The sequence below is a fragment of the Streptomyces camponoticapitis genome (genome assembly GCF_014646115.1).
In the GTDB taxonomy this organism is placed as follows: Bacteria; Actinomycetota; Actinomycetes; order Streptomycetales; family Streptomycetaceae; genus Streptomyces; species Streptomyces camponoticapitis.
Genome location: NZ_BMMV01000015.1, coordinates 42,894 through 66,352, shown reverse-complemented (window position 1 = coordinate 66,352; position 23,459 = coordinate 42,894). Strand labels below are relative to the sequence as shown.

Here is a 23,459-nt window from a genome sequence, read left to right as displayed (position 1 = left end):
CTGTCTCCCCGCGGTCGCCGACCCTCACCGGCTGAACCCCGGCCGGCCCGCTGTCCGACCCGCTCCAGCTTCGCTCCATCCCGCACCCCCGTCCCTGCCCGCCCAACGAAACGCGGTGACTCCACCATGAGCGTCCCCAGCTCTCCACAGCCCCGCCGGGGCAACATCGGCCGCATCGTCGCGGCCAGCCTCGTCGGCACCACCATCGAGTGGTACGACTTCTTCCTCTACGGCTCCGCCGCCGCGCTGGTCTTCAACACCCTGTTCTTCCCCAGCAGCGACCCCCTCGTCGGCACGCTCCTCGCCTTCCTCACGTACGCCGTCGGCTTCGCCGCACGCCCCCTCGGCGGCATCGTCTTCGGCCACTACGGGGACAAGATCGGCCGCAAGAAGCTCCTGGTGCTCAGCCTCCTGCTGATGGGTGGCGCGACCTTCGCCATGGGCCTGCTGCCCACCCACGCGACCATCGGCGTCGGCGCGCCGATCCTGCTCACGGTGCTCCGACTCGTCCAGGGCTTCGCCCTCGGCGGCGAGTGGGGCGGCGCCATTCTGATCGTCTCCGAGCACGGCGGCGACAAGAGCCGTGGTTTCTGGGCTTCCTGGCCGCAGGCGGGTGCCCCCGGCGGGAACCTGCTGGCCACCGGTGTACTGGCACTGCTCGCCGCGATCCAGTCCGACGAGGCGTTCCTCGCCTGGGGCTGGCGCATCCCGTTCCTGCTCTCCGGCGTGCTGGTCATGATCGGTCTGTGGATCCGTATCTCCGTCGAGGAGTCGCCGGTCTTCCTGGAGGCCCAGCGGAAGGCGGCCGAGGAGGCGGCGCGGGCGGCCGGGACCGCTGCCAAGAGCGGCGTCCCGGCGGTCAGGGAAGAGGCGCCCATCGTCCAGGTGTTCCGCAAGAGCTGGCGCGAGGTGCTGGTCGCGATCGGCACCCGGTTCGGCGAGAACGTCTCGTACTACATCCTCACGGCCTTCGTGCTCGTCTACGTCACCGTGCATCTGGAACTGCCCAAGAGCGACGCCCTCAACGCGGTGCTGATCGGCTCGGCGGTGCACTTCGTCACCATTCCGCTGTGGGGCGCGCTCTCCGACCGGCTGGGCCGCCGTCCGGTCACCCAGATCGGCGCGATCGGCATGGTGGGCTGGGCGTTCGCCTTCTTCGCCCTGCTGGACACCGAGTCGTTCCCGGTCATCGCGCTCGCGGTCACGGTCGGCCTGCTGTTCCACGGGGCGATGTACGGACCGCAGGCGGCGTTCATCTCCGAGATGTTCGACACCAAGGTCCGCTACTCCGGTGCCTCGATGGGCTCCCAGCTCGCCTCGATCATCGGTGGCGCGCTCGCGCCGCTCATCGCGGTCGAACTGCTCAAGGACTACGACTCGTCCCTGCCGGTGTCCGTCTATCTCAGCGCCGCAGCCCTCGTCACCGTCGTGACCGTGTGGGTGGCCAAGGAGACCCGGGGCCGCGACCTGACCAAGGACGGGCTGGTCGGTTCCGCTCCCACGCCGCCCGCGGGGGCCCCGGCCGACAGCCCCGCCGAGAGCGTCAAGGACTCGGCCCGGCTCGGCGGCTGACCCGCCCCCGCCCTCGGGCCGTACTCCCGCCGCCGCACCCATGCCCACCCGGAGGTGATCACCGTATGCTCGCCGACGTGACAGCTCCAGGCACCCGGCACTCCGCGGCCGCCCTGCGCCGGCTGCTCGATCTGCTGGCGCAGGGCGCGCCCACGGAGGAGTTCGCCCGCCCCGCCGCCGACGCCCGTGAGGCGGGCGTGCGGGGCGGTGAGCTGGCCGCGATCACCGAAGCGACCGATGTCGCGCTGCGGATCAGGCGGACCCTCAGCCAGCACCGGCGCCGCGAGGCCCAGCTCACCGCGCTGTTCGACACCGCGAGCGACCTGGCCGCGCTCCGGGACCTGGACGCGGTGCTGCGTGCCATCGTCCACCGGGCCAAGCTGCTGCTCGGCACGGACGTCACGTATCTGTCCCTCAACGACGAAGCCGCCGGCGACACCTATATGCGGGTGACCGACGGGTCGGTGGCCGCCGCGTTCCAGCAGGTGCGGCTCGGGATGGGCGAGGGCCTCGGCGGACTCGTCGCACAGACGGCCCGCCCGTACGCCACCGGCGACTACCAGCGCGACACCCGCTTCCACCACACCACCACCATCGACAGCGCCGTGCTCGACGAGGGTCTGCGGGCGATTCTCGGGGTGCCGCTGCGGGTCGGCGCCCGCGTCATCGGGGTGCTGTACGCGGCCGACCGCGCGCCCCGCGAGTTCGCCGCCGAGGAGGTCGCCCTGCTCTCCTCGCTGGCCGACCACGCGGCCATCGCCATCGACGGCGCGCGGCTGCTGGAGGAGACCAGGGCCGCGCTGGTCGACCTCAACTCGGCCTCGGAGACGATCAGAACGCACAGCGGCGAGATGCGCCGCGCCGAGCAGGCGCACGACCAGCTCACCGACCTCGTCCTGCGGGGCGGCGGAGCCGACGACGTGGCCGAGGCCATCGCCGACATCCTCGACGGCGGAATCCTCATCCACGACGCGGACGGCGCCGAACTCGCCCGCGCCCGGGCCGAGTCGCTCGCTCCACCGGCCCCGGCCGTCGCCGCCTCCCGGGCGAGCGGCCGGGCGGTCCCCCTGAACGGCACCTGGGTCTGCGCAGTCCTGGCCGGTCCCGAACTCCTCGGCAGCATCGCCCTCACCGGGCACACGGACCTCGCGGACGTCGACCGGCTCCTGTTCGAACGCGCCGGGGTCGTCACGGCGCTGCTTCTGCTGCTGCGCCGCTCGGTCGCCGAGGCAGAGGACCGGGTACGCGGTGAACTGCTCGGCGACCTGCTCGCGCGCTCCGGCGATCCGGGCGCGCTGTCGGCGCGGGCACGGCGGCTGGGTGTCAATCTGGCCCGCAGACACTGCGTGTTCGTCGCGGACAGCGAGACGGCGGACCGGCACCGTCTGCTGGCCGTGGCCGCCAGGCACGCGCAGGCGGGCAAGGGGCTGGCCGGTATCCACCAGGGACACGTGGTGCTGGTCGCGCCGACCGACACCCCCGGGCCCAGCGCGCGCAGGCTCGCCGCCGAACTCGGCCAGGCGGTCGGCTCCCCGGTCACCGTCGGCGCCGGGGGCCCGGCCGCCGGCCCCGCAGAACTGCCCACCGCCCACACCGAGGCGGGCCGCTGTCTCTCCGCCCTGCGCGCACTGGGCCACACCGGGCACGGCGGGGCGACCGACGACCTCGGCTTCGTGGGCGTCCTGCTGGGCGACCGGCCGGACCTCGGCGGTTACGTACACGCCACGCTCGGCCCCGTACTCGACTACGACACCGAGCGCGGCACCGACCTGGTGGGGACGCTCGACGCGTACTTCGCCGAGGGGGCGAGCCTCACCCGGACCAAGACCGCGCTGCACGTCCATGTGAACACGGTGGTGCAGCGGCTGGAACGGGTCGGCCGGCTGCTGGGCCAGGACTGGAACTCCCCGGCCCGCTCGCTGGAGATCCAACTGGCCCTGCGGCTCCACGGGTTGACGCGCGGGCCGGATCCGGCCTCGCCCGACGCCGATCGCCGGACGGGCTGAGATCCGCCCGTCCGGCGATCGGTGAACCCGTCAGGCGACCGATGTGTCAGACGCCTCCGCCGACTAGCGGACCTTGACGAAGACCGGGTTCGAGTAGAACCACAGGTCGTCCCACGGGCTCTCCAGGCCGTCCGCCAGCGGCTCGGCCTCGTCCGTGCTGGTGCCGCGGACACGGGCGTACATGTCGCTGTCCACGTCGCGCAGGGTGTGCTTGATGACGTACTCGTCGCCCTGCTTGCGCCAGTCGCGCTTGCCGAACCGCGCCACGACCTTGGTGGTCGGGTTGGTGTCGGAGTCGCGGTCGTCGCTCTTGCCCGTGATCTTGCCGGTGATCAGGTCGACACGACGCACCTCGGGACGGTCACCGTTGGCGTTCTCGCCGTTCAGCGGGCGGAACCTGATCTCGATCTCGACGTCCGTACGGCCCCGGTTGTCGATCGTGATCGACTCGCCGACGGCCGCCTCGTTGCCACGGTTGCTCGCCGTGACGTCCAGGGTCCGGATGAGGTCGCCGGTGCCGACCCAGATCCGGCCGTTGCGCAGACCGTCCATGATGTCGGCGTAGTCCTGGCGCGCCAGCACGTGGGTCTTGCTGTACTCGCCCGGCCAGAAGTCGGAGCCGCCGCGCGTCCAGTGCACGTGCGAGTCGGACGTCGCGGTGATCCACCAGCGCCGGCCCTCACCGAGCAGCGCGTCCCACAGACCGCCGACACGCGCGGTCATCTGGTCGAAGCCGCCGTGGGTCGGGTAGTTGCCGTACCCGCCGCGGTCGCCGCCGTTGAGCGGACCCGCCTGGTGGCCGGGGGCGCCCTCGAAGCCGACGTAGATGTCGGGGGCGGCATCGTTGCCGTTGCGGAACTCGCGGGGGGTGTCCTGGCCGTAGACGCCGAGGCCCGGCGCGGAGCGCGAGGCGTGGTGGGCGATGACCAGCGGCTTGCGGGGCATGCCCTTCGCCGCCTTCAGGAACTCCACCATCTTGGCCTCGGTGTCACGGCCCGGGTCGGCGGGGAACGGGTCGAGCTTGGCGAAGCGCGACTCCAGCTCGAACAGCTGCTGCGCCTCGTCGCTGTGGTGCGGGATCATCAGCGTGTGGTGGTCGAGCGCCGGGGCGTCGAACTCCATGCCCCAGAACTGGAGCACCTCGGGAACGAGCACACGCGAGCGCAGCAGGTCGGGGTAGGCCTGCTCAAGGTTGACCTTCGAGTGCGTCGGACCGCCGTGGTCCGTGCACATGGCCCAGCTGAGGCCGAAGTTCTTCGCCATGATCGCGTTGGTCACGATCGGGTAGACGGCGTCGCCGCCCTTCTGGAACACGGGCGGGTTCTTCGTCGTGTCGAACGAACCGCTGTACTCCGAGTGCACGTGGTGGTCACCGGCGCGCCAGGAGCGTCTGCGGGAGTCACCGGAGTGGCCGGACTTGCGGTCGTCGTCCTCGTTGCCGAAAGCGACGCCGGCGCCCACGATCGGGGCCGCCGCGGCGAGCGTCGCACCGACGCCCGCGAACTTGACGAGACGACGTCGCGAAAGAGCCGAGCGCTCGGGGTCTTCGGTGTTCTTGTCCTTCACGGATTGAAGCCTTTCGTTCTACTTCCGGCGCGGGGGGTGCCGACCGCTGAGTCTCGGAGAACAAACCGAACACCGGGTGAACGGAGGCAGGGCCCGTCGAGAACAACGAACGCTGCCCCCTACACCGAAAGCCCGGCCCCGCGCGCTCAGTCCAGGGCGCTCCGCTCCCGCCACTCCTTCCACGACAGATTCCACGCCCCGAAGCCGTTGCCCGCCTCGACCGTGCCCTTCGTGTCGGCGCCCTTGATCTCGAACGGGTCGCCCACGCGCACCTGCCGGTACACCCAGGCCGCGTCGGCGGAGTTCATCCCGATACAGCCGGAACTGCGGTTCGCGACACCCATGTGGCGCGAGTTCCACGGCGCCGCGTGCGCGTACATGCCCGACCAGGTCAGCCGCATCGACTGGTCGACCATCTTGTCGTAGGCGTTACCGAGGCCCACCGTCTCGGAGTTCATGTTGATCGTGCCCTCCTTGGCCATCAGCACCGCCGTGCCGCGCCAGGACCGCTTGTCCCCGCCGGGGGTGCCGCCGGAGACCGGGATCTCGCGTACGGTCTCGCCGTCCCGTTCGAGGGTGAGGCGGTGGCGGTCCAGATCGACCTTGACCACCTGGCGGGCGCCGATCGTGAAGGTGGTCGAGTAGTCCCGTACGAACCAGCCGCCGCCGGTCCCGGAGTCCGTGCCGTTCAGCTCGGCCCGCAGCGTGACCTTCGTGCCGGGGCGCCAGTACGTCTTCGGCCGCCAGTCCACCCGGTCCCGGCCCGACCAGTCCCGGACCCAACCCCAGGACCCCTCGGTGTCGTTGGAGGTGGTGATTCTCAACTGCCGCTCCACCTCTGCCTTGTTCGCGACCGGGTTGTCGAAGACGAGTGAGATCGGCTGCGCGACGCCGACCGTGGCCCCCGCGCCGGGCCGCCAGTCCGTCTTGTTGACCTTGCCGGCGTCGGCGGTGCCGAACGCCGCCTCCGCCGTCCCCGTCGTGCCGCCCTTCGTCCGGGTCGCCGCCCTGACGGTGTACGAGGCGCCGGGAACGGCCTTGCGGTCCGAGACCCAGACCATGTTCTTCGGCTCCATCGACCCCTTGAGGGTCCGGCCCCGGTCGTCGGTGACCGTGACGGATGTGAGTGTGCCGCCGTGGGCGGTGACCTTCACCGGGTGCCCCGCCTCGGCGTCCTGTCCGCGCGGGGTGACGGTGACGGTGGCCGGGCTCTCGGCGGTCCGGCCGGCCTTGCCGTCGCCGGCGCTCCCCGCGTCCTTCGTACCGCCCGCGGAGGCGGACGAACAGGCCGTGAGTGAGGCGGCGAGCGAGACGAGTACGACCGGCGCGATCGCGAGGCGCACGGCTCGGTGATGCGGGCGAAGTGGCTGACGCAACGGAGACCCCCGTGGGAAGGCAGTGGGACAGCGCGACTCTAAGCATGTGAAACCCGCAGGTGAGAGAGGTGTGGGCAATGTGACAGGCACTGATGGAGAACGGTCGTCGTCCCGTCACATTCGGCCCGCGGAGCGGTCATGGACCGCTGTGAGCATCCTCGGCGTCCCCGCGGTCCAGGTCGGGGTGGAAGAGAGGCTCACACTGTGGCAGCGCTCCTTGTGACGGCCGGCCGAACCGGGCAGAGCCACGGCGGCCGCCTACGGCTGGAACCCGTCACCGCCCAGGCGTACCGCGCGTTCCTCGCCTCCCGTACGGGGGCGGCGCTGGGTCCCGGATTCCTCCAGTGCCCCTCGTGGGCCGAGGTCAAGGACGGCTGGCGGCCGCTGCTGCTGGGCTGGGGACCGGCGGAGGGGCCCGCACCGGGACCCGCCGACGGAATCGGGGACGGAGCCGCACCGGGAGCCGCACCGGGAGCCGGGGGGCTCACCGGCGTGGCACTGGTGCTGCTCCGTCAGTTCCCCGGCACACGGCGGTACTTCGCCTATCTGCCGGAGGGACCCGTCGCCGACTGGGCCGATCCGGACATCGACGCCTGGCTCACACCGCTGCTGCGGTACCTCAAGGGCGCCGGCGCCTTCGCCGTACGGATCGGCCCCACGCCCGCGCACCGGCGATGGCACTCCGGACCGCTCAAGTCGCGGACCGGAACCGGCAGGCGCCTCGCCGATGTCCTCGACTGCGAGGTCGACCCGCTCGGTACGGCGGTCGCCGAACGGCTGCGGGCCCGGGGCTGGCAGCGCTGCGGCGACGACACGGGGGACGGCGGGGACGCACAGCCCCGCCATGTCTTCCAGGTGCCGCTCGCCGGCCGCGGCACCGACGATCTCTGGTCGGGGCTCAACCAGGAGTGGCGGCGCAACGTACGCCGCGCGCAGAAGGCGGGGGTGGAGGTGGTGGTGGGCAGCGCCGCGGAACTCCCCGACTTCTACCGGCTGTTGTGCGTCACCGAGCAGCGTGACGGCTTCCGGCTGGGCCGCTCGCAGGCGTACTACGAGCGCCAGTACGCCGCGCTCAACGCGGAGGAGCCGGGCAGGATGAAGCTCTATCTCGCCCGTCACGAAGGCGAGATACTCGCCGCCCACACCATGATCACCGTCGGGCGGCGGGTCTGGTACCAGACGGGAGCCTCCGCCGACCACCGGCGGGAGGTCCGCCCCTCGAACGCCCTTCAGTGGCGGATGATCCTCGACGCCCACGCGACGGGCGCGCAGGTGTACGACATGCGCGGGGTACCCTCCACTCTCGATCCGGCGGACCGTTCCTTCGGCCTGCTGCGCTGGAAACTCGGCACCGGGGGACAGGTCGTCGAGACATTGGGGGAGTGGGAGAGACCGTTGGCCGGGACAACCAACCACGCGCTCTACCGCGCCTTCCAGGCATACCTGGCCCGCCGATGAGCGCCACGTCCCTCGCGAAGCCGGAAGAGCCCGCGACGCCCGGCGCACCGGGCCAACCGTCCGTCGCGCGCAGCGGCGTGATCATGGCGGCCGGGTCCGTGGTGTCGCGCGCCGCCGGATTCGTCCGGTCGGCCGTGGTCGCCGCCGCGCTCGGCGTCGGGCTCACCGCCGACGGTTACGCCGTCGCCAACTCCGTCCCCACGATCGTCTACATGCTGCTCCTCGGCGGCGCCCTGAACGCCGTGTTCGTCCCCGAACTGGTCCGCGCGGCCAAGGAGCACGAGGACGGCGGCGCCGCGTACACCGACCGGCTGCTCACCGTGTGCGTCGTCGCCCTGCTCGCGATCACCGCGTGCGCCGTGTGGGCCGCGCCCGCACTCGTCGACGCGTACACCGGCTACACCGGTGAACAGGCCACGATGACCGTCGCGTTCGCCCGCTACTGCCTGCCGCAGATCTTCTTCCTCGGGGTCTTCACCCTGCTCGGTCAAGTGCTCAACGCCCGGGGCCGGTTCGGCTCGATGATGTGGACGCCCGTCCTCAACAACGTCGTCGTCATCGCGGTGTTCGGCCTCTACCTCGCCACGGGCGACGGCGGAGAGTTCACCGGCACGGAGACGGCGCTCCTCGGCTGGGGCACCACGGCGGGCATCGCCGTCCAGGCGCTGGCACTCCTGCCCGCCCTGCGCGCGGCCCGGTTCCGCTGGCGGCCCCGCTTCGACTGGCGCGGCAGCGGACTGACCAGACCACTGCGCGCCGCCGGCTGGCTGGTGCTGCTCGTGCTCACCAACCAGGGCGCGTACTGGGTGGTGACCCGGCTGGCGACCCTCGCCGGCGGCCGGGCGGCCGCCGAGGGCATCGACGGCGGCGCCGGCTTCAGCGCGTACAACAACGCCTATCTGCTCTGGGCCGTACCGCACGGCATCGTCACCGTCTCGCTGGTCACCGCCCTGATGCCGCGGATGAGCCGGGCCGCGGCCGACGGTGACCGGGACGGTGTACGGCGCGACGTCTCGTACGCCCTGAGGAGCAGCGCGGCGGCCGTCGTGCCGGCCGCCTGCCTTCTGCTGGCCCTCGCGCAGCCGCTGATGGCGGCCGTGTTCCAGTACGGGCTGACCGACGCGCGCGACATCGCGGTGATGGCCGGGATCCTGGTGGCGTTCGCGCCCGGACTCGTCGCCTTCTCCGGGCAGTACGTCCTCTCCCGCGCCTTCTACGCGCTCTCCGACACCCGCACTCCCTTTCTTCTCAACCTGGTGATCGCCGGACTCAACGCGGGTCTGTCGCTGGCCGCGTACGCGCTGCTGCCGGCCCGCTGGGCGGTGACCGGGATGGCGGGCGCGTACTCGGTCGCCCTGGTGGCCGGATGGGTGGTGACGGCGCTGGTCCTGCACCGCGGGCTCGCGCCCGTACCCGCGACCGCGCCCGGCCACCGGCGCCCCCGCACCCCGGGCCCCGCGCTGTGGCGTTCCGCCGCCGTCGCCGCCCACGCGCGGCTGCTCACCGCCGCCGTACCCGCCGCCGTCCTCGGCCACCTCGCCGCCGCCCGCGTGATGCCGGCGGGCGCGGTCGCCGCCTGCGCGGCGGGCGCCGCCGTGGTCGGCCTGGTCTTCGTCCTCCTCGCCCGCCCGCTCCGCCTCACGGAACTCGACAGCCTGCTCTCCGGCCTCACCCGCCGCCTCGTCCGACGCCCCAACCGGCGCTGAGAACCCCTGGGACAATCCGCCTATGCCACGCGTGCTCCTCATAGAAGACGACCCCGCCGTACGCGAAGGGGTCGAACTGGGCCTGCGCCGCCGGGGTCACGAGGTGCGGACCGCCGCCACCGGCGAGGCCGGCCTCGCCGCCCTCGGCGAGTTCCGCCCCGATCTGCTCCTGCTCGACCTCATGCTGCCCGGCGTGAACGGCGTCCAGGTCTGCCGACAGGTCCGCGAGAACAGCCAGTTGCCGATCATCATGCTCACCGCGCGCGGCGACGACTTCGACGTCGTCGTGGGGCTGGAGGCGGGCGCCGACGACTACATCGTCAAACCCGCCCGTACGGAGGTGATCGAGGCCCGCATCCGGGCCGTGCTGCGGCGCATCGACGAGCCGGGAAACGGACGGCCCGCCGTCGAGTTCCACGGTGAACTCGCCATCGACCGCACCGGACTCACCGTCACCAAGTCCGGGCAGCGTCTCGCGCTCGCCCCCTCCGAGATGCGTCTGCTGCTGCATCTGAGCGCGGCGCCGGAGCAGGTGTTCAGCCGGCAGCAACTGCTGGAACACGTCTGGGAGCACAGCTACCACGGCGACGCCCGGCTGGTCGACGCGTGCGTCCGGCGGCTGCGCAACAAGATCGAGTCGGAGCCGGGCAACCCCCGGTACATCCAGACCCTGCGCGGCTTCGGCTACCGCTTCGGACCGCTGTGAAGGGCCTCCGGCCCGGCCGGCCCGCCACCCCGTTCAAGCTGCGCACCCGACTGGTGCTGGCCTTTCTGCTGGTGGCCGTCGTCAGCGCGGGCACCACCGCCACCCTCACCTTCCGGGAGGCGCGCAACAGCGTCCTCAGGACGGCGCAGGACACCGCCGTCTCCTCCTTCCGCGAACAGGTCCAGCAGATCGGTGTCGGGCTGCCCGTCGAGGACGCGGACGCGTTGTCGGAGGTACTGCGCGACATCGCCCGCAAGGGCAAACCGCACACCTGGATCGTCTTCGCCGAGTACGGCACCCTGCGGGCCTCCTCAGGCACCAGCCCCACCTCCACCGTGATCACCCCCGAACTGCGCCGCAAGACCGTGGGCTATCCGCACGGCAGCTTCGAACGGGTCGTCAAGGACGGGGTGCCGTACCTGACGATCGGCATGCCCACCGTCTTCAAGGTCGGTGTCGGGGGTGTCCTGTCCACGGGGCTCGTCCTGTACGCGGTGATGCGCATGGACCAGGAACAGACACAGGTCGACGCGCTGATCACCGCCGCCAGGGACGGCGCGGTGCCCGGACTCGCGATCGCGCTGCTGCCCGCCCTGCTCGCCGCACGGAGCGTCCTGCGCCCGGTCCGCGAGCTGCGGCGGGCCGCCCGCAGCATGGGCAGCGGCCGGTTCGACACCCGTATCCCGGTGCGGGGCAGCGACGAACTCGCCGATCTGGCCCGTACGTTCAACGAATCCGCCGGAGAGATCGAACGGTCCGTGGACGAACTCCAGCGCGCCGAGGCACGCGCCCGGCGCTTCGCCGCCGACGTCTCGCACGAACTGCGCACCCCGCTCGCCGGGATGCTCGCCGTGACCGAGGTGCTCGACGAGGACGCGGGCCGGCTCGACCCCGACACGGCGCAGGCGGTACGGCTGATCAGTGCCGAGACCGGAAAGCTCGCCGTGCTCGTGGACGACCTGCTGGAGATCTCCCGGTTCGACGCGCGCGCCGCCGAGTTGAACACCGACGAGGTCGACGCGGCCGAGACCATCGCCAAGACCCTTCAGAACCGGCGCTGGACCGACCAGGTGCGCACCGAACTTCCGGCGGGCATCCGGGCCCGGCTCGACCCGCGCCGGTTCGACATCGTCGTCGCCAACCTCGTGGGCAACGCGCTGCGGCACGGCGGCGTCGGTGTCACCGTACGGCTGCGCACGCGAGACCGCGAGGACGGTACGGGGCTGCTCGTGATGGAGGTCGCCGACCGGGGGCCGGGCATACGGCCCGAGGCGCTTCCGCACATCTTCGACCGCTTCTACAAGGCGGAGGCGGCCCGGACCCGTTCCACGGGCAGCGGGCTGGGACTGGCCATCACCCAGGAGAACGTACGGCTGCACGGAGGCACCATCCACGCCGCCAACGCTCCCCGCGAGCACGCGGGAGACCCGGCGGCGGCGACCGGCGCGGTCTTCACCGTCGAGATACCCCTGAACGCGGGGGAGGAGCCCGCGTGACCCGCCCGGGACGCCACACTCGCGCCGCGACTCCCTTTCTCCCCGGCGCCGTTCTCCTCTCCGCGCTGCTCCTCACCGGCTGCGACATCCAGTCGACCGACGCCATCGACGCGGGGGACCCCGCCACCATCCAGGTGTTCCCCAGCCGCGAGGACCGGACGCTGCTCTTCTTCCGCTCGGGAGGAGCGCTGATGCCCATAGCCCGGCCCAGCGCGTACGAGACCATGCCGGACCTGTCGAACCCGTCGAACCCGTCGGACCGGCCGACGACGGATGCGGCGACGGCGGGCACCAAGACCCTGGTCGCGCTCCTCGCCGGACCGCTCCCTGCGGAGCGCGCGGTCGGACTCTCGGACGGTCTGCCTGACCTGCCCGATCTGCCGGACCTGCCCGGCGAGGGCGGCCGCGACCGATCTCCCCGGGTGGAGCTGACCAAGGACGCGCGGACGCTCGCCACGCTTCCCTTCGCGCTCAGCAGCCTCGACGACCTGGCCGTACGGCAGGTGATCTGTACCGTCGCGTTCGCGCGGGACGCCGAGGGCGGAGAGCCGGTCGTGCTGCGGGGCACGGACGGCACTCTGGGGCCGGCCGGTTGTGACGCCGACATCGATCTGGGCGTGCGGCCACGCCCGGCGCTCAGGCCGGACGCGGACAGCTCCTGACGCGATCGCACCGGGGGCGGTGCCGGGCCGAGGGTGCCTCGGCGTCCCCGTCCGTCCCCGACCGTCCGTCCCCGACCGTCCGTCCCCGACCGTCAGGCCAGATGCGGCAGCAGCTTGTCGGGCCGCATCGGCACCTCGCGCAGGCGGACTCCGGTCGCGTGACGTACCGCGTTCCCGATCGCCGCGGCCGAACCGACCATGCCGATCTCGCCGATGCCCTTGCTGCCCATCGGATTGAGATGCCGGTCGTCCTCCTCGATCCAGTACGCCTCCATCGAGCGCACGTCCGCGTGGGCGGGGACGTGGTACGAGGCGAGGTCGCGCTCCGCGAAGTCGCCGGCGACGGGGTCGATCGTCGCACCCTCCATCAGCGCCATGCCCAGCCCCATCGTCATCGCGCCGATGAACTGGGAGCGCGCCGTACGGGGGTTGAGGATGCGGCCGGCGGCGAAGACCGCCAGCATCCGGCGGACCCGGATCTCGGCCGTGTCCGTGTCCACCTGCACCTCGGCGAAGTGCGCTCCGTAGGCGTGACGGGCGAACTCCGTTCCGGCGCCCACCTCCTCGGTGGTGTCGCCGCTCGCGGACAGTCCCTCGGGAGGCACGGTGCCGCCCGCCGCGTCGATGCGCGCACGCAGCGCCCGGCACGCCTTGTCGACCGACCAGCCCCACGAGCCGGTGCCCGAGGAGCCCCCCGCCAGCGGTGCCCGCGGCAGATCGCTGTCGCCGATCTCGATCCGGACCCGCTCCAGGGGCGCCTGGAGCGCGTCGGCGCCGATCTGGGCGAGCACGGTGCGGGCTCCCGTACCGATGTCCGTGGCGTTGACCCGTACCAGGAAACCGCCGTCCGCGTCGGCGCGCGCCTCCGCCGTGGACGGTGAGATCAGCACCGGATACGAGGCGGCGGCGACGCCGCTGCCGACCAGGAAGCGGCCCTCCTTCCGCAGCCCGGCCCGTGGATCGCGGTCGCCCCAGCCGAACCGCCGGGCCCCCTCGCGCAGACACTCCACAAGATGACGGCTGCTGTAGGCACGGCCCGAATCGGGCTCGTGCGACGGCTCGTTGCGCACCCGCAGCTCCACCGGGTCCACCCCGGCGGCCAGGGCCAGCTCGTCCATCGCCGACTCCAGCGCGTACATGCCCGACGCCTCGCCCGGCGCGCGCATCCACGACGGTGTCGGCACATCGAGCGCGGTGACGCGATGGACGGTGCGGCTGTGCGGCGAGGTGTACATGGTGCGGGCGGGCGTGGCGGCCTGCTCCACGAACTCCTTGACCGTGGAGGTGTACGAGACCATCTCGTGCGCGAGCGCGCTGATCACCCCGTCCCGGTCCGCGCCGAACCGCACCCGCTGGATGGTCGGCGGCCGGTGTCCCACGACGGCCGGGAGCTGGGAGCGGTGCAGCACCAGCTTGACGGGGCGCCCGACATGCCGGGCCGCCATCGCGGCCAGCACCGGCTGAGGGCGGGGCGTCCCCTTGGAACCGAAGCCGCCGCCGACGTGTTCGCTGATGACGGTGACGTGCGCCGGGTCGAGGGCGAAGAGCGCCGCCAGTGCGTCGCGTACGGTGCTCGATCCCTGGCTGGAGTCGTAGACCGTCAGCCGCCCGTCGTGCCAGTGCGCGACGGCGGCGTGCGGCTCCATGGGGTGGTTGTGCATGGGGTCCATGGAGTACGTGACGTCGACGGTGACCGGGGCGGCGGCGTAGACGGTGTCGAAGTCACCGCGCTCCCGGGTGCCGGGGTGCCCGCCGTTCGCCATCTCCGGGGAGTAGAGGCCGGGATGGTCGGCGGTGAGGACGACGTCGTGGTCCTCGGCCACGTAGGAGACGCGCACGGCATCGGCCGTGGCGCGCGCCGCCTCCAGCGTCTCCGCGACGGCGACGGCGACGATCCAGCCCCGGTGCGGCACGCGGTCGTCGCGCAGCACGCCCAGGATGGCGTCCTCGGGGTCGCTGATCCGCGGCGCGTTCTCATGGGTCAGTACGGCGACGGCCCCGGGCTCGGCGAGGGCGGCCGCCGTGTCGAAGGACGCGATCCGGCCGCGGGCCACGGTCGCGGGCACCGGCCACGCGTAGAGACAGCCGGGCGGGGTGTGCTCGGCGGAGTACCTGGCCGTGCCGGAGACCTTGGCCAGGCCCTCGATCCGGACGGCGTCGGAGCCCAGTGCGCGCTCCCGGCTGGTCGTCATCGGTCTCCTCGGCGAGGGTCGGTGTGGTCGGTGGCGGTCGCCGCGGGGTCGGCCAGCTCGGTGAGCAGCCGGACGGCGAGATTGCGGGCCATCGGGACCTTGAAGCCGTTGTCCCGCAGCGGCCGGGCGGCGGCGAGTTCGGCCTCCACCGCGTGCCGGAAGGACTCGGGCGTGGCCGGTTCGCCGCGCAGCGTCGCCTCGGCGGTGGTGGCCCGCCAGGGCTTGTGGGCCAGCCCGCCGAAGGCGAGCCGTACGTCCCCCACGACACCGTCGCGCACATCGAGCACCACGGCGGCCGAGGCCAGCGCGAAGGCGTACGAGGCGCGGTCCCGGGCCTTGCGATAGGCGGACGGCAGTCCGGCGGCCGTCCGGGGGACCCGGACGCCGGTGACGAGTTCGCCCGGCCGGATCACCGTGTCCTTCTCGGGGTGGTCGCCGGGCAGCCGGTGGAAGTCGGTGAGCGGCACGGTGCGTCCGCCGTCCGGGCCCAGCAGCAGGACATCGGCGTCGAGGGCGGCGAGCGCGACGGCCATGTCGGAGGGGTGCGTCGCCACGCACGCCTCGGAGTGCCCCAGCACCGCGAGATCGCGGTGGACACCCTCCCTGGCCGGACAACCGGTGCCGGGCTCGCGCTTGTTGCACGCCTTGGTGACGTCCTGGAAGTACGTACAGCGGGTGCGCTGGAGCAGATTGCCGCCGGTGGTGGCCGTGTTCCGCAGCTGTCCCGAGGCGCCCGCGAGCAGTGCCTGCGACAGCACCGGGAACCGGGTGCGGACGGCCGGGTCGGCGGCGAGATCGCTGTTGCGCACGGTGGCGCCGATGAGCAGGCCGCCGTCGTCGGTCACCTCGACGCGGTCGAGCGGCAGCCGGGCGATGTCGACCAGATGGCCGGGGGTCTCGACCCCGAGTTTCATCAGGTCGACGAGATTGGTGCCGCCGCCGAGGAAGCGGGCGGCCGGATCGCGGGCGAGGAGGGCGACGGCCTGCGCCGGGTCGGTGGCGCGTTCGTAGGTGAAGGACTTCATGAGGTCACGTCCGCCCTGCTCGTACCGCCGGTCCAGGTCTTGCTGCCCGACGTGCCGGTGCTGATCGTCGTACTCGTCCGCCTCGCCGTACCGGCGACGTCCTGGACGGCCGCGAGGATGTTCGGGTAGGCGGCGCAGCGGCAGATGTTGCCGCTCATCCGTTCGCGGATCTCGTCGGGGGTGAGCGGCACCGGTTCGCCCGGCGGCGGGCCGTCGGCGCCGGTGACGTGCGACGGGTGCCCGCCGGCCGCCTCGGCGATGACGCCGACCGCCGAGCAGATCTGGCCGGGTGTGCAGTAGCCGCACTGGAAGCCGTCGTGGTCGAGGAAGGCCTGTTGCAGCGGGTGCGGCCGGCGGGACTCGTCCGTACCGCCGGCGGGGGTGTGCGCGGTGCCCGACAGGCCTTCGATCGTGGTGATACGGGCGCCGCTCTGCGCGACGGCGAGAAGAAGGCAGCTGTTGGCGCGCCGACCGTCCACGAGGACGGTGCAGGCGCCGCACTGGCCCTGGTCGCAGCCCTTCTTGGGGCCGGTGAGATCGAGGTGTTCGCGCAGCGCGTCGAGCACCGTGGTCCGGTTGTCGAGCGTCAGCCGGTGCGGGGTGCCGTTGACGTGGAGCATCACTTCGGAGGTGTGCGGCATCACCGTCGGGTATCCCTCGCGCACTCTCCGCAAACGATCCTCGCCGGGGTCCACCCGATCGGCTTCGGCCCGCCGGGGCGACCTCCGGCCGGGCTTACGAGCGCGGGTTCGGCCCGGGGCCCGGCTCGGGCCCGGGGCCGGTGCGGGGGCTACACCCGGCCGTCGGCCCCGGCCGCGAGGCGGACCTTGATCCGCTTGCCCACGGGCTCCCGACGGACGTCGTAGCCCTCGCAGAGCGCGATGACGATCTCCAGCCCGTGCTGTCCGATCCGGCCGGGCTCGCCGGCGCGCGGCACCGGCAGCGTGGAATCGGTGTCCCACACCGTGATCTCCACGACGTCCCCGTCGAAGACCAGGTCGAGGAGGCAGGGGCCGGGCGCGTACTTGCACGCGTTGGTCACCAGCTCGCTGACGACCAGCTGCGCCGTACCGACCACCTGCGACGGCACGGTCCGGCCCTGGTCCGTCCGTACGGTCCCGAGGAAGCCGGCCGTGAAGCGGCGTGCCTCCCCGATCATCCCCGAGTCCCCGTCGAACACGGCGCCCCGGCGGACCACCCGGCCCGTCGCGGGGCAGCGGTCCTCGGTCTCCTCCAACTGCCTGTCCATGGTATTGATCCGTTCCCCCGTGACGGCCCCTGAGAGCCGCTCTCCCACTGTTCACGTCACCGCCTGCCCCGCTTCAGCCACTTCAGTCCCAAGGGAGGGCAACGAACCGTACGAGCCTGGTCGATACCGGGACCGTCGGTCGTACGGTGTTATAGATTTTGATCCACTTTTCAGTCACGAACAGCAGGAGGAGATTGTGGGCGTTTCCCTGGGCAAGGGTGGCAACGTTTCGCTGAGCAAGGAGGCTCCCGGCCTGACCGCCGTGCTCGTCGGCCTCGGCTGGGACGCGCGCAGCACGACCGGCGCCGACTTCGACCTCGACGCGAGCGCCCTGCTCGTGAACAGCGCCGGCCGGGTGCTCTCCGACCAGCACTTCATCTTCTACAACAACCTGACGAGCCCCGACGGTTCGGTCGAGCACACCGGTGACAACCTCACCGGTGAGGGCGAGGGCGACGACGAGTCCCTGAAGGTGAATCTCGCGGGCGTTCCCGCCGACGTCGACAAGATCGTCTTCCCGGTCTCGATCCACGAGGCGGGATCCCGCGGTCAGAGCTTCGGCCAGGTCCGCAACGCGTTCATCCGCGTGGTGAACCAGGCCGGTGGCGCCGAACTCGCGCGCTACGACCTCACGGAGGACGCCTCCACCGAGACCGCGATGGTCTTCGGCGAGCTTTACCGGCACGGCGCGGAGTGGAAGTTCCGCGCCGTCGGTCAGGGCTACGCCTCCGGACTGGCCGGTATCGCGGCCGACTTCGGCGTCAACGTCTGACCCCGGGCCGCGGACTCGGCACAGGAGTACGAGCGGGACGGCGGCGGCCGGGCACCGGTCCGCCGCCGCCCGGCTCGAACACCACGGTCCGCCCTGCTCATTGACAGCCCGTCAGGCCGCCGCGAACATCCACTCCGGTGTGTACATGACAACGGTGTCGATGGGGAGGCCGCATGAGTTCCGACGAGCGACGGCACGGACCGGCACGGCGAGACGTCCTGCGGGCAGGAGCCGTCGCCGGACTGACGGCGGCGGGAATGGCGGCCGCCGCGGCCCCCGTCCACGCCGCACCGGGGAGCGAGGGCGCCGGTCGTCCGCGGATCGAGTTCGGTGGATCCCACGCCCGGGAAGCCCTGTTGGGCGGCGCCTACCGCGCGGCGCTCGACAATCTCCTCGACATCAACACCGTCCCCTACGACCCGGCCGAGTACAACCAGACCGGCCTCATGACCGACCCGCCCGGTGTCTTCATCCGGGCCGGCGGCGGCTACGAACAGCCCTGGACCCGCGACGCCTCGGTCAACTCCTGGAACGCGGCGAGCCTGTTGTCACCCGACGTCGCCCGCAACACCCTGTGGTCGGTCTGCCGGCGGCAGGACGACGGCACGCTCGTCGTGCAGCAGGACAACCAGTGGTGGGACCAGATCGTCTGGGCGATCGCCGCCCGGAACCACTACCTGACCACCGGGGACCGCCAGTTCGTCACCGACGCCCATCAGGCCGCCCTCAACACGCTGCGCCTCAACCGGGATCGGCACTTCAACGAGGAGTACGGCCTCTTCGAGGGCCCGGCCTTCATGCAGGACGGCATCGCGGGCTACCCGAGCCCGCCGTACGACCCGGCGAACGGCTCGTCGTTCGTCCTCGACCACCCGGACACCGACACGATGATGTGTCTGTCGACCAACTGCCTCTACCACGCCGCTCATCTGGCCTGCGCCGACATGGCCGATGTGGTGGGCGACAGCTCCGTGGCCGGTGAACTGCGCGGCGCGGCGGCCCGGTTGCGTACCGCGATCGACTCCCACCTCTGGCGGCCCGAGGCCGACAGCTACGGCTACTTCATCCACGGCTCGGGCGAGCGCGTCGGCCAACTGGAGACGTATCAGGAGGGGAACGGGCTCGCGTTCGCCGTGCTGTGCGGGGTCGCCTCCCGCGCCCGGACGCACGCGCTGCTCCGCACCACGCACCGCCAGCCGCGCGGTGTGGTCAACGTGTACCCGCACTTCTCGGGCTTCGACGACGAACGGCCCGGCCGCCACAACGTGATCGTGTGGCCGATGACGGTCGGTATGTGGGGGCACGCGGCGGCGGTCGGCGGGCGGGTCGACCTGTTCGGGCAGGCGGTCCTCGACATCGCCACCCTCCAGCGGCCGGACGGCCGCTTCTGGGAGATCTACAACGCCAGGACCGGTGCGGTGGACGGTGGTTGGCAGAACGAGCGGCAGTGGGAGTCCGAGGAGGACCAGACCTGGTCGGCCACCGGATATCTGCGGCTGATCCACCAGGGCCTGTTCGGTATGCGCTTCGAACGCGGCGGGCTGCGATTCACCCCCAGCCTCCCCGCGGGCTGGGGACCAGTGACGCTGCGCGACCTGTCCTACCGGGACATGACGCTCGACATCACACTCACCGGCTCGGGCAATCGCGCCGTGTCGACAAGGGTGGACGGGCGCCGGGCCGACACCGTTCCGGCCGGTCTGCGCGGCCGGCACCACGTCCGTATCCAACTGGCCTGACGCGGAACGGCCCCCGGCCGCTCACAGCCGGGGATCGACCTGGATCTTGGGACCCGGTCCGGCCCCCTCGGGCCGGGCGCCCGCCAGCACCCGCGCCAGCGACTCCAGCGCCACCGTGCTCGCGACCAGCGGACGCGGATCGACCGCGCCCGAGGCGTAGTGCCCGATGGTCCGGGCGAGGGCGGGAGACGCGCTGAGGACACCCACGGCGGTGACGTCCTTGAGCGCCAGGGCGCGGGTGTCGATCCGGCTCGGGTCGCTCGCCAGACCGATGTAGACGACCCGCTTGCCCGGCTCGACCAACTCCAGAGCCCGCGCCGGAAGATGCGCGGCGTTCGACGCGTCGATCACGGCGTCGAAGGGCAGCTCGGGAAGCCCGTCGGCGGTCCACGCGCCGTGCGCTCCCACGGAACGGGCGAAGTCCAGGGACTCCTGTGTCAGCCCCTGTACGTGTACCTCCGCGCCCCGCGCGAGCGCGAACCGCGCCGCGAGCAGACCGATGGCGCCGGGACCGAGCACCAGCAGCCGGTCGCCGGGGGAGAGGGCGGCGGCCTCGACGGCGCGCAGCGCGTTGCCGCCCGGCTCGACCATGGCGCCGGCCGTCGCGTCGACACTGTCCGGCAGGGCGTGCAGCGAGGAGACGGGGACGGCGACCCGCTCGGCGAGCGCGCCGGGCCGGCCGTGCCGGATACCCAACTCGTAACGGTCCTCGCACACATGGTGCAGCCCGCGGGCGCACCGCCGGCAGTGCCCGCAGCCCAGCATGGTGTCCCCGGTGGTACGCCGTCCGAGCCAGCCCGGTTCGACACCCTCGCCGACGGCGGAGACGGTGCCGCACCACTCGTGCCCGATCCGGATCGGGTACGAGGCGTGGCCGTCGTGCAGATAGCTCATCTCGCCGGTGTAGAACTCGACGTCGGTGCCGCAGACACCCACCCGTTCGACGTCCACGACGACCTCGCCGGGCGCGGCGACGGGCGGTTCGACGTCCGCCACCTCGCACCGGCCAGGCCCGGTGATGACGAAAGCACGCAAGGACGACCTCCAGAAGGCGCGGCCGGACGGCGGGTGGCAGGGCGGGCGCGCCCTTCCCCGGAACGGCTCGGGAAAGTTAGGGTGCCAGCCATGCCGGAGCAGCGCAGCTCTCAGTGGTACGCGGGAACGGACCGGAACGCCTACATACACCGGGCGTGGATGCGCCGGGGACTGCCCGCGCACGCCTTCGACGGACGCCCGCACATCGCGATCGCCAACACCGCGTCCGATCTGACGCCCTGCAACGCCCACCTCGGCGAGGTCGCGGAAAGTGTCAAGCAGGGCATCTGGGAGGCCGGGGGCGTCCCGATGAACCTCCCGGTCGTCTCCCTCGGCGAGACGCTGGTCCGGCCCACCGCCATGCTGTGGCGGAACATGGCGGCGATGGCGACCGAGGAGCTGCTGCGGGCCAACCCCGTGGACGGCGTGGTGCTGCTCGGCGGCTGCGACAAGACCATCCCGTCCCTGCTGATGGCCGCGGCCTCCGTCGATCTGCCCGCCGTTGTGGTGCCAGGCGGTCCGATGCTCACCGGCACGTTCCGCGGCAAGCCGCTGGGCTGCGGCACGGACGTGTGGAAACTCAGCGAGGAGGTAAGGGCGGGAACCCTCTCCGAGGAGGAGTTCCTGCGCTCCGAGTCCTCGATGATCCGAAGCCGCGGGCACTGCAACACCATGGGCACCGCCTCGACCATGGCATGCGTCGCGGAGGCGCTGGGCACCACCGTCCCCGGCGTCGCGGGCATCCCCGCCCCGGACAGCCGGCTGCTGGAGAGCGCCCACGGCACGGGGCGGCTCGTGGTGGAGATGGTCGCCGAGGGCAGGCGCCCGAGCACGACGCTGTCCAAGGGGTCCTTCCTCAACGCGATTGTGGCCCTGGCCGCCGTCGGCGGCTCGACCAACGCCGTCGTGCATCTGCTCGCCGTCGCCGGGCGGCTCGGCATCGACCTCACGCTCGACGACTTCGACCGCACCGGCGCGGGCGTACCACTCCTGGTCGATCTTCAGCCGGCAGGCCGCCATCTCATGGAGGACTTCCACCGGGCCGGCGGTCTGCTCGCCGCCTTGAACGAGGTGCGGGACCTGCTCGACCCGGAGGCGCTCACCGTCACCGGCACGCCGCTGGTGGATCATCTGGACGGGGCGCGGATCTGGGACGACTCCGTCATCCACCGGCGTGCCGACCCCCTCCGGACCGAGGCGGGCATCGCCGTGCTGCGCGGGAACCTGGCCCCGTCGGGCGCCGTCATCAAGCCCGCCGCCGCCTCGCCCGAACTGCTGAACCACCGGGGCCGGGCGGTCGTCTTCGACAGCATCGAGGACATGCACGCGCGTATCGACGACCCAGATCTCGACGTCGACGCGACGTCGGTGCTCGTGCTCCGGGGGTGCGGTCCCAGGGGCTACCCGGGGATGCCCGAGGTCGCGAACCTGCCGCTGCCCACCAAGCTGCTGGAACAGGGCGTACGCGACATGGTGCGGATCTGCGACGGCCGGATGAGCGGGACGGCGTACGGCACCGTCGTACTGCATGTGGCGCCCGAGGCCGCGGCGGGCGGGCCGCTGGGACTCCTGCGCACGGGGGACTGGATCGAGCTGGATGTCGCCGGGCGCCGCCTGGACGTGGACGTACCCGCGGCGGAGCTCGAACTGCGGCGCCCCGCCGAGGAGATGACCGCTTCCTTCGCCGCCCCGGCGCGCGGCTGGGAACGTCTCTATGTCGACCATGTCATGCAGGCGGACACCGGCGTCGACCTCGACTTCCTCGTCGGGTCGAGCGGCCACGAGGTGTCGCGCGAGTCGCACTGAGCGCGGCCGGCCGATCCGTCCCGCCGGTCAGATGTGGTCCGGATCGCCGCCGTGGCCCGGATCGGGATGGACCGGGTCGTGCTGTCCGGCGCGCGCCGACTCCAGCTGCGCGGCGAGCGACAGCCCCAGGAAGAGGGATATGCCCGCCAGTTGCGACCAGAGCAGCAGCGCGACGAACGCGGTCAGCGGCCCGTACACCGAGCCGAACGACCCGCTGAAGCCGACGTACAGAGTGAGCAGCCACGTCGCGCCCACCCACAGCAGCAGATGCACGGCGGAGCCGAACGCCAGCCACGTATAACCCGGTTGATCCCGGCGCGGGGCCCAGCGGAACAGCACGGCCGAAGCCAGCCATGTCAGCAGGATGCCGACCGGAATCCGCAGCCACCCCCAGACGTCCTGCGCCGCCTCACCCCAGTGGAACGTCTCCGCGAGCGCGCCGCCCACCGCCTTGCCGCCCACCAGGATGAGAAACCCGCCGACCAGCGGCAGTCCCGCCGCGACCGCGAGCACCAGGGCGCGACCGTACTTGGCGAGGAACGGGCGGTCCCGCTCCACCCCGTAGATACGGTTCGCGCCCCGCTCGATCTGAGCCATCGCCGACGCGAGATTCAGCGTCGCGAAACCCAGCCCGAGCCACACGGCCAGCTCACCGCCCGGACCCGAACCGGCCCCGCCCTCGGCACGCCCGAGCGAGGTCCGGATCAGATCCGCGCTCGGACCCGGCGCGATCCGGGTGAGCGTCAACTCGACGACGCGTCCCACACTCTCCGTATGCAGTGATGTCGCGACACCCACCAGCGCGATGCTGAACGGCACCAGCGCCAGGACGAACTGGAAGGCGAGCGCCCTCGCGATGCTGAACCCGTCCGCGTAACGGAACCGCAGGAACGCGTCGCTCAGCAGCTTGCCCCCGCCGTACGTGCGCAGCGCCGCCCACGCCTCGTCGCCGGAAAGCTCTTCCCCGATCATGTCCCGGGTCTGTGGTACCCGTACCACCGTGCCCATCGTGCCCCCGACTCGAATTGAACTGCCGACGACGGATTCTCGCAGGCGGGTGGATATGAGAGGTTGCTCGGGGGTTCGGTGTGGA

At 72.1% G+C, this 23,459-nt stretch carries 18 protein-coding genes; 10 read left to right on the top strand and 8 right to left on the bottom strand.

Features of this window, described 5'->3' with window-relative positions:
- Nucleotides 1-126: 126 nt before the first annotated feature.
- Nucleotides 127-1,572: an MFS transporter gene (locus IEY79_RS22455; RefSeq protein ID WP_189109361.1), complete on the top strand. Its 1,446-nt coding sequence runs from the start codon at nt 127-129 to the stop codon at nt 1,570-1,572.
- A gap of 65 nt (nt 1,573-1,637) precedes the next feature.
- Complete coding sequence (locus IEY79_RS22450; RefSeq protein ID WP_189109360.1) at nt 1,638-3,578, top strand: helix-turn-helix domain-containing protein; 1,941 nt, start codon at nt 1,638-1,640, stop codon at nt 3,576-3,578.
- 63 nt (nt 3,579-3,641) lie between these two features.
- On the opposite strand, the gene IEY79_RS22445 is transcribed toward IEY79_RS22450, so the two are convergent.
- Both IEY79_RS22445 and IEY79_RS22440 read right to left on the bottom strand, forming a co-directional pair.
- A complete protein-coding gene (locus tag IEY79_RS22445) occupies nt 3,642-5,144 on the bottom strand; it encodes a CehA/McbA family metallohydrolase domain-containing protein (RefSeq protein ID WP_189109359.1) in 1,503 nt (500 codons plus the stop codon).
- A 146-nt stretch (nt 5,145-5,290) separates the two neighbouring features.
- Nucleotides 5,291-6,487, bottom strand: coding sequence for a L,D-transpeptidase (locus IEY79_RS22440; protein WP_189109358.1), 1,197 nt, complete (start codon nt 6,485-6,487; stop codon nt 5,291-5,293).
- A 237-nt stretch (nt 6,488-6,724) separates the two neighbouring features.
- Between IEY79_RS22440 and IEY79_RS22435 the strand changes: the two genes are divergently transcribed.
- From IEY79_RS22435 to IEY79_RS22415, 5 genes are read left to right on the top strand one after another with little or no spacing between them, the layout of a single operon-like run.
- The gene (locus tag IEY79_RS22435; RefSeq protein ID WP_229701034.1) at nt 6,725-7,978 is read left to right on the top strand and encodes a lipid II:glycine glycyltransferase FemX; all 1,254 of its coding nucleotides are present in this window, start codon (nt 6,725-6,727) and stop codon (nt 7,976-7,978) included.
- The gene (gene murJ / locus IEY79_RS22430; RefSeq protein ID WP_189109356.1) at nt 7,975-9,684 is read left to right on the top strand and encodes a murein biosynthesis integral membrane protein MurJ; all 1,710 of its coding nucleotides are present in this window, start codon (nt 7,975-7,977) and stop codon (nt 9,682-9,684) included. Before IEY79_RS22435 ends, murJ begins: the two co-directional genes overlap by 4 nt.
- 22 nt (nt 9,685-9,706) lie before the next feature.
- Entirely contained in the window at nt 9,707-10,390 is a 684-nt protein-coding gene (locus tag IEY79_RS22425) for a response regulator (RefSeq protein WP_189109355.1), read from the top strand.
- A complete protein-coding gene (locus IEY79_RS22420; protein WP_229701033.1) occupies nt 10,387-11,886 on the top strand; it encodes an ATP-binding protein in 1,500 nt (499 codons plus the stop codon). Before IEY79_RS22425 ends, IEY79_RS22420 begins: the two co-directional genes overlap by 4 nt.
- Complete coding sequence (locus IEY79_RS22415; protein WP_189109353.1) at nt 11,883-12,548, top strand: hypothetical protein; 666 nt, start codon at nt 11,883-11,885, stop codon at nt 12,546-12,548. Before IEY79_RS22420 ends, IEY79_RS22415 begins: the two co-directional genes overlap by 4 nt.
- 92 nt (nt 12,549-12,640) lie before the next feature.
- Here the strand turns inward: IEY79_RS22415 and IEY79_RS22410 are convergent, their stop codons facing one another.
- The 4 genes from IEY79_RS22410 to IEY79_RS22395 form a co-directional block, all read right to left on the bottom strand.
- The gene (locus tag IEY79_RS22410; protein ID WP_189109352.1) at nt 12,641-14,740 is read right to left on the bottom strand and encodes a xanthine dehydrogenase family protein molybdopterin-binding subunit; all 2,100 of its coding nucleotides are present in this window, start codon (nt 14,738-14,740) and stop codon (nt 12,641-12,643) included.
- Nucleotides 14,737-15,765: an FAD binding domain-containing protein gene (locus tag IEY79_RS22405; protein ID WP_189109351.1), complete on the bottom strand. Its 1,029-nt coding sequence runs from the start codon at nt 15,763-15,765 to the stop codon at nt 14,737-14,739. The genes IEY79_RS22410 and IEY79_RS22405 overlap by 4 nt, the downstream gene beginning before the upstream one ends.
- A complete protein-coding gene (locus IEY79_RS22400; protein ID WP_189109350.1) occupies nt 15,762-16,406 on the bottom strand; it encodes a 2Fe-2S iron-sulfur cluster-binding protein in 645 nt (214 codons plus the stop codon). The genes IEY79_RS22405 and IEY79_RS22400 overlap by 4 nt, the downstream gene beginning before the upstream one ends.
- A gap of 149 nt (nt 16,407-16,555) precedes the next feature.
- Nucleotides 16,556-17,014 carry an ATP-binding protein gene (locus IEY79_RS22395; RefSeq protein ID WP_229701032.1) on the bottom strand — a complete coding sequence of 153 codons (459 nt, stop codon included), beginning with the start codon at nt 17,012-17,014 and terminating at the stop codon, nt 16,556-16,558.
- Nucleotides 17,015-17,210: 196 nt separating this feature from the next.
- Here IEY79_RS22395 and IEY79_RS22390 point away from each other — a divergent pair, with 196 nt between their 5' ends.
- Nucleotides 17,211-17,786: a TerD family protein gene (locus tag IEY79_RS22390; protein WP_078078626.1), complete on the top strand. Its 576-nt coding sequence runs from the start codon at nt 17,211-17,213 to the stop codon at nt 17,784-17,786.
- Between the two features lie 173 nt (nt 17,787-17,959).
- Complete coding sequence (locus tag IEY79_RS22385) at nt 17,960-19,525, top strand: MGH1-like glycoside hydrolase domain-containing protein (protein ID WP_189109349.1); 1,566 nt, start codon at nt 17,960-17,962, stop codon at nt 19,523-19,525.
- Nucleotides 19,526-19,546: 21 nt separating this feature from the next.
- Here the strand turns inward: IEY79_RS22385 and IEY79_RS22380 are convergent, their stop codons facing one another.
- Nucleotides 19,547-20,560 (bottom strand): zinc-dependent alcohol dehydrogenase, encoded by a 1,014-nt coding sequence (locus IEY79_RS22380; protein ID WP_189109348.1) that lies wholly within the window; start codon nt 20,558-20,560, stop codon nt 19,547-19,549.
- Nucleotides 20,561-20,650: 90 nt separating this feature from the next.
- On the opposite strand from IEY79_RS22380, the gene IEY79_RS22375 reads away from it, so the two are divergent.
- On the top strand, nt 20,651-22,366 hold the full coding sequence (locus tag IEY79_RS22375) for an IlvD/Edd family dehydratase (protein WP_189109347.1): 1,716 nt from the start codon (nt 20,651-20,653) through the stop codon (nt 22,364-22,366).
- A 27-nt stretch (nt 22,367-22,393) separates the two neighbouring features.
- On the opposite strand, the gene IEY79_RS22370 is transcribed toward IEY79_RS22375, so the two are convergent.
- The gene (locus IEY79_RS22370; RefSeq protein ID WP_189109346.1) at nt 22,394-23,374 is read right to left on the bottom strand and encodes a YihY/virulence factor BrkB family protein; all 981 of its coding nucleotides are present in this window, start codon (nt 23,372-23,374) and stop codon (nt 22,394-22,396) included.
- Between the last annotated feature and the right edge of the window lie 85 nt (nt 23,375-23,459).

What these genes read in the sequence shown, in the direction of transcription:
- IEY79_RS22455 (WP_189109361.1), top strand. Translation starts at nt 127, where the DNA reads ATGAGCGTCCCCAGCTCTCCACAGCCCCGCCGGGGCAACATCGGCCGC.
- IEY79_RS22450 (WP_189109360.1), top strand. Translation starts at nt 1,638, where the DNA reads ATGCTCGCCGACGTGACAGCTCCAGGCACCCGGCACTCCGCGGCCGCC.
- murJ (WP_189109356.1), top strand. Translation starts at nt 7,975, where the DNA reads ATGAGCGCCACGTCCCTCGCGAAGCCGGAAGAGCCCGCGACGCCCGGC.
- IEY79_RS22425 (WP_189109355.1), top strand. Translation starts at nt 9,707, where the DNA reads ATGCCACGCGTGCTCCTCATAGAAGACGACCCCGCCGTACGCGAAGGG.
- IEY79_RS22410 (WP_189109352.1), bottom strand. Translation starts at nt 14,740, where the DNA reads ATGACGACCAGCCGGGAGCGCGCACTGGGCTCCGACGCCGTCCGGATC.
- IEY79_RS22405 (WP_189109351.1), bottom strand. Translation starts at nt 15,765, where the DNA reads ATGAAGTCCTTCACCTACGAACGCGCCACCGACCCGGCGCAGGCCGTC.
- IEY79_RS22400 (WP_189109350.1), bottom strand. Translation starts at nt 16,406, where the DNA reads ATGCCGCACACCTCCGAAGTGATGCTCCACGTCAACGGCACCCCGCAC.
- IEY79_RS22395 (WP_229701032.1), bottom strand. Translation starts at nt 17,014, where the DNA reads ATGGACAGGCAGTTGGAGGAGACCGAGGACCGCTGCCCCGCGACGGGC.
- IEY79_RS22385 (WP_189109349.1), top strand. Translation starts at nt 17,960, where the DNA reads ATGAGTTCCGACGAGCGACGGCACGGACCGGCACGGCGAGACGTCCTG.
- IEY79_RS22375 (WP_189109347.1), top strand. Translation starts at nt 20,651, where the DNA reads ATGCCGGAGCAGCGCAGCTCTCAGTGGTACGCGGGAACGGACCGGAAC.
- IEY79_RS22370 (WP_189109346.1), bottom strand. Translation starts at nt 23,374, where the DNA reads ATGGGCACGGTGGTACGGGTACCACAGACCCGGGACATGATCGGGGAA.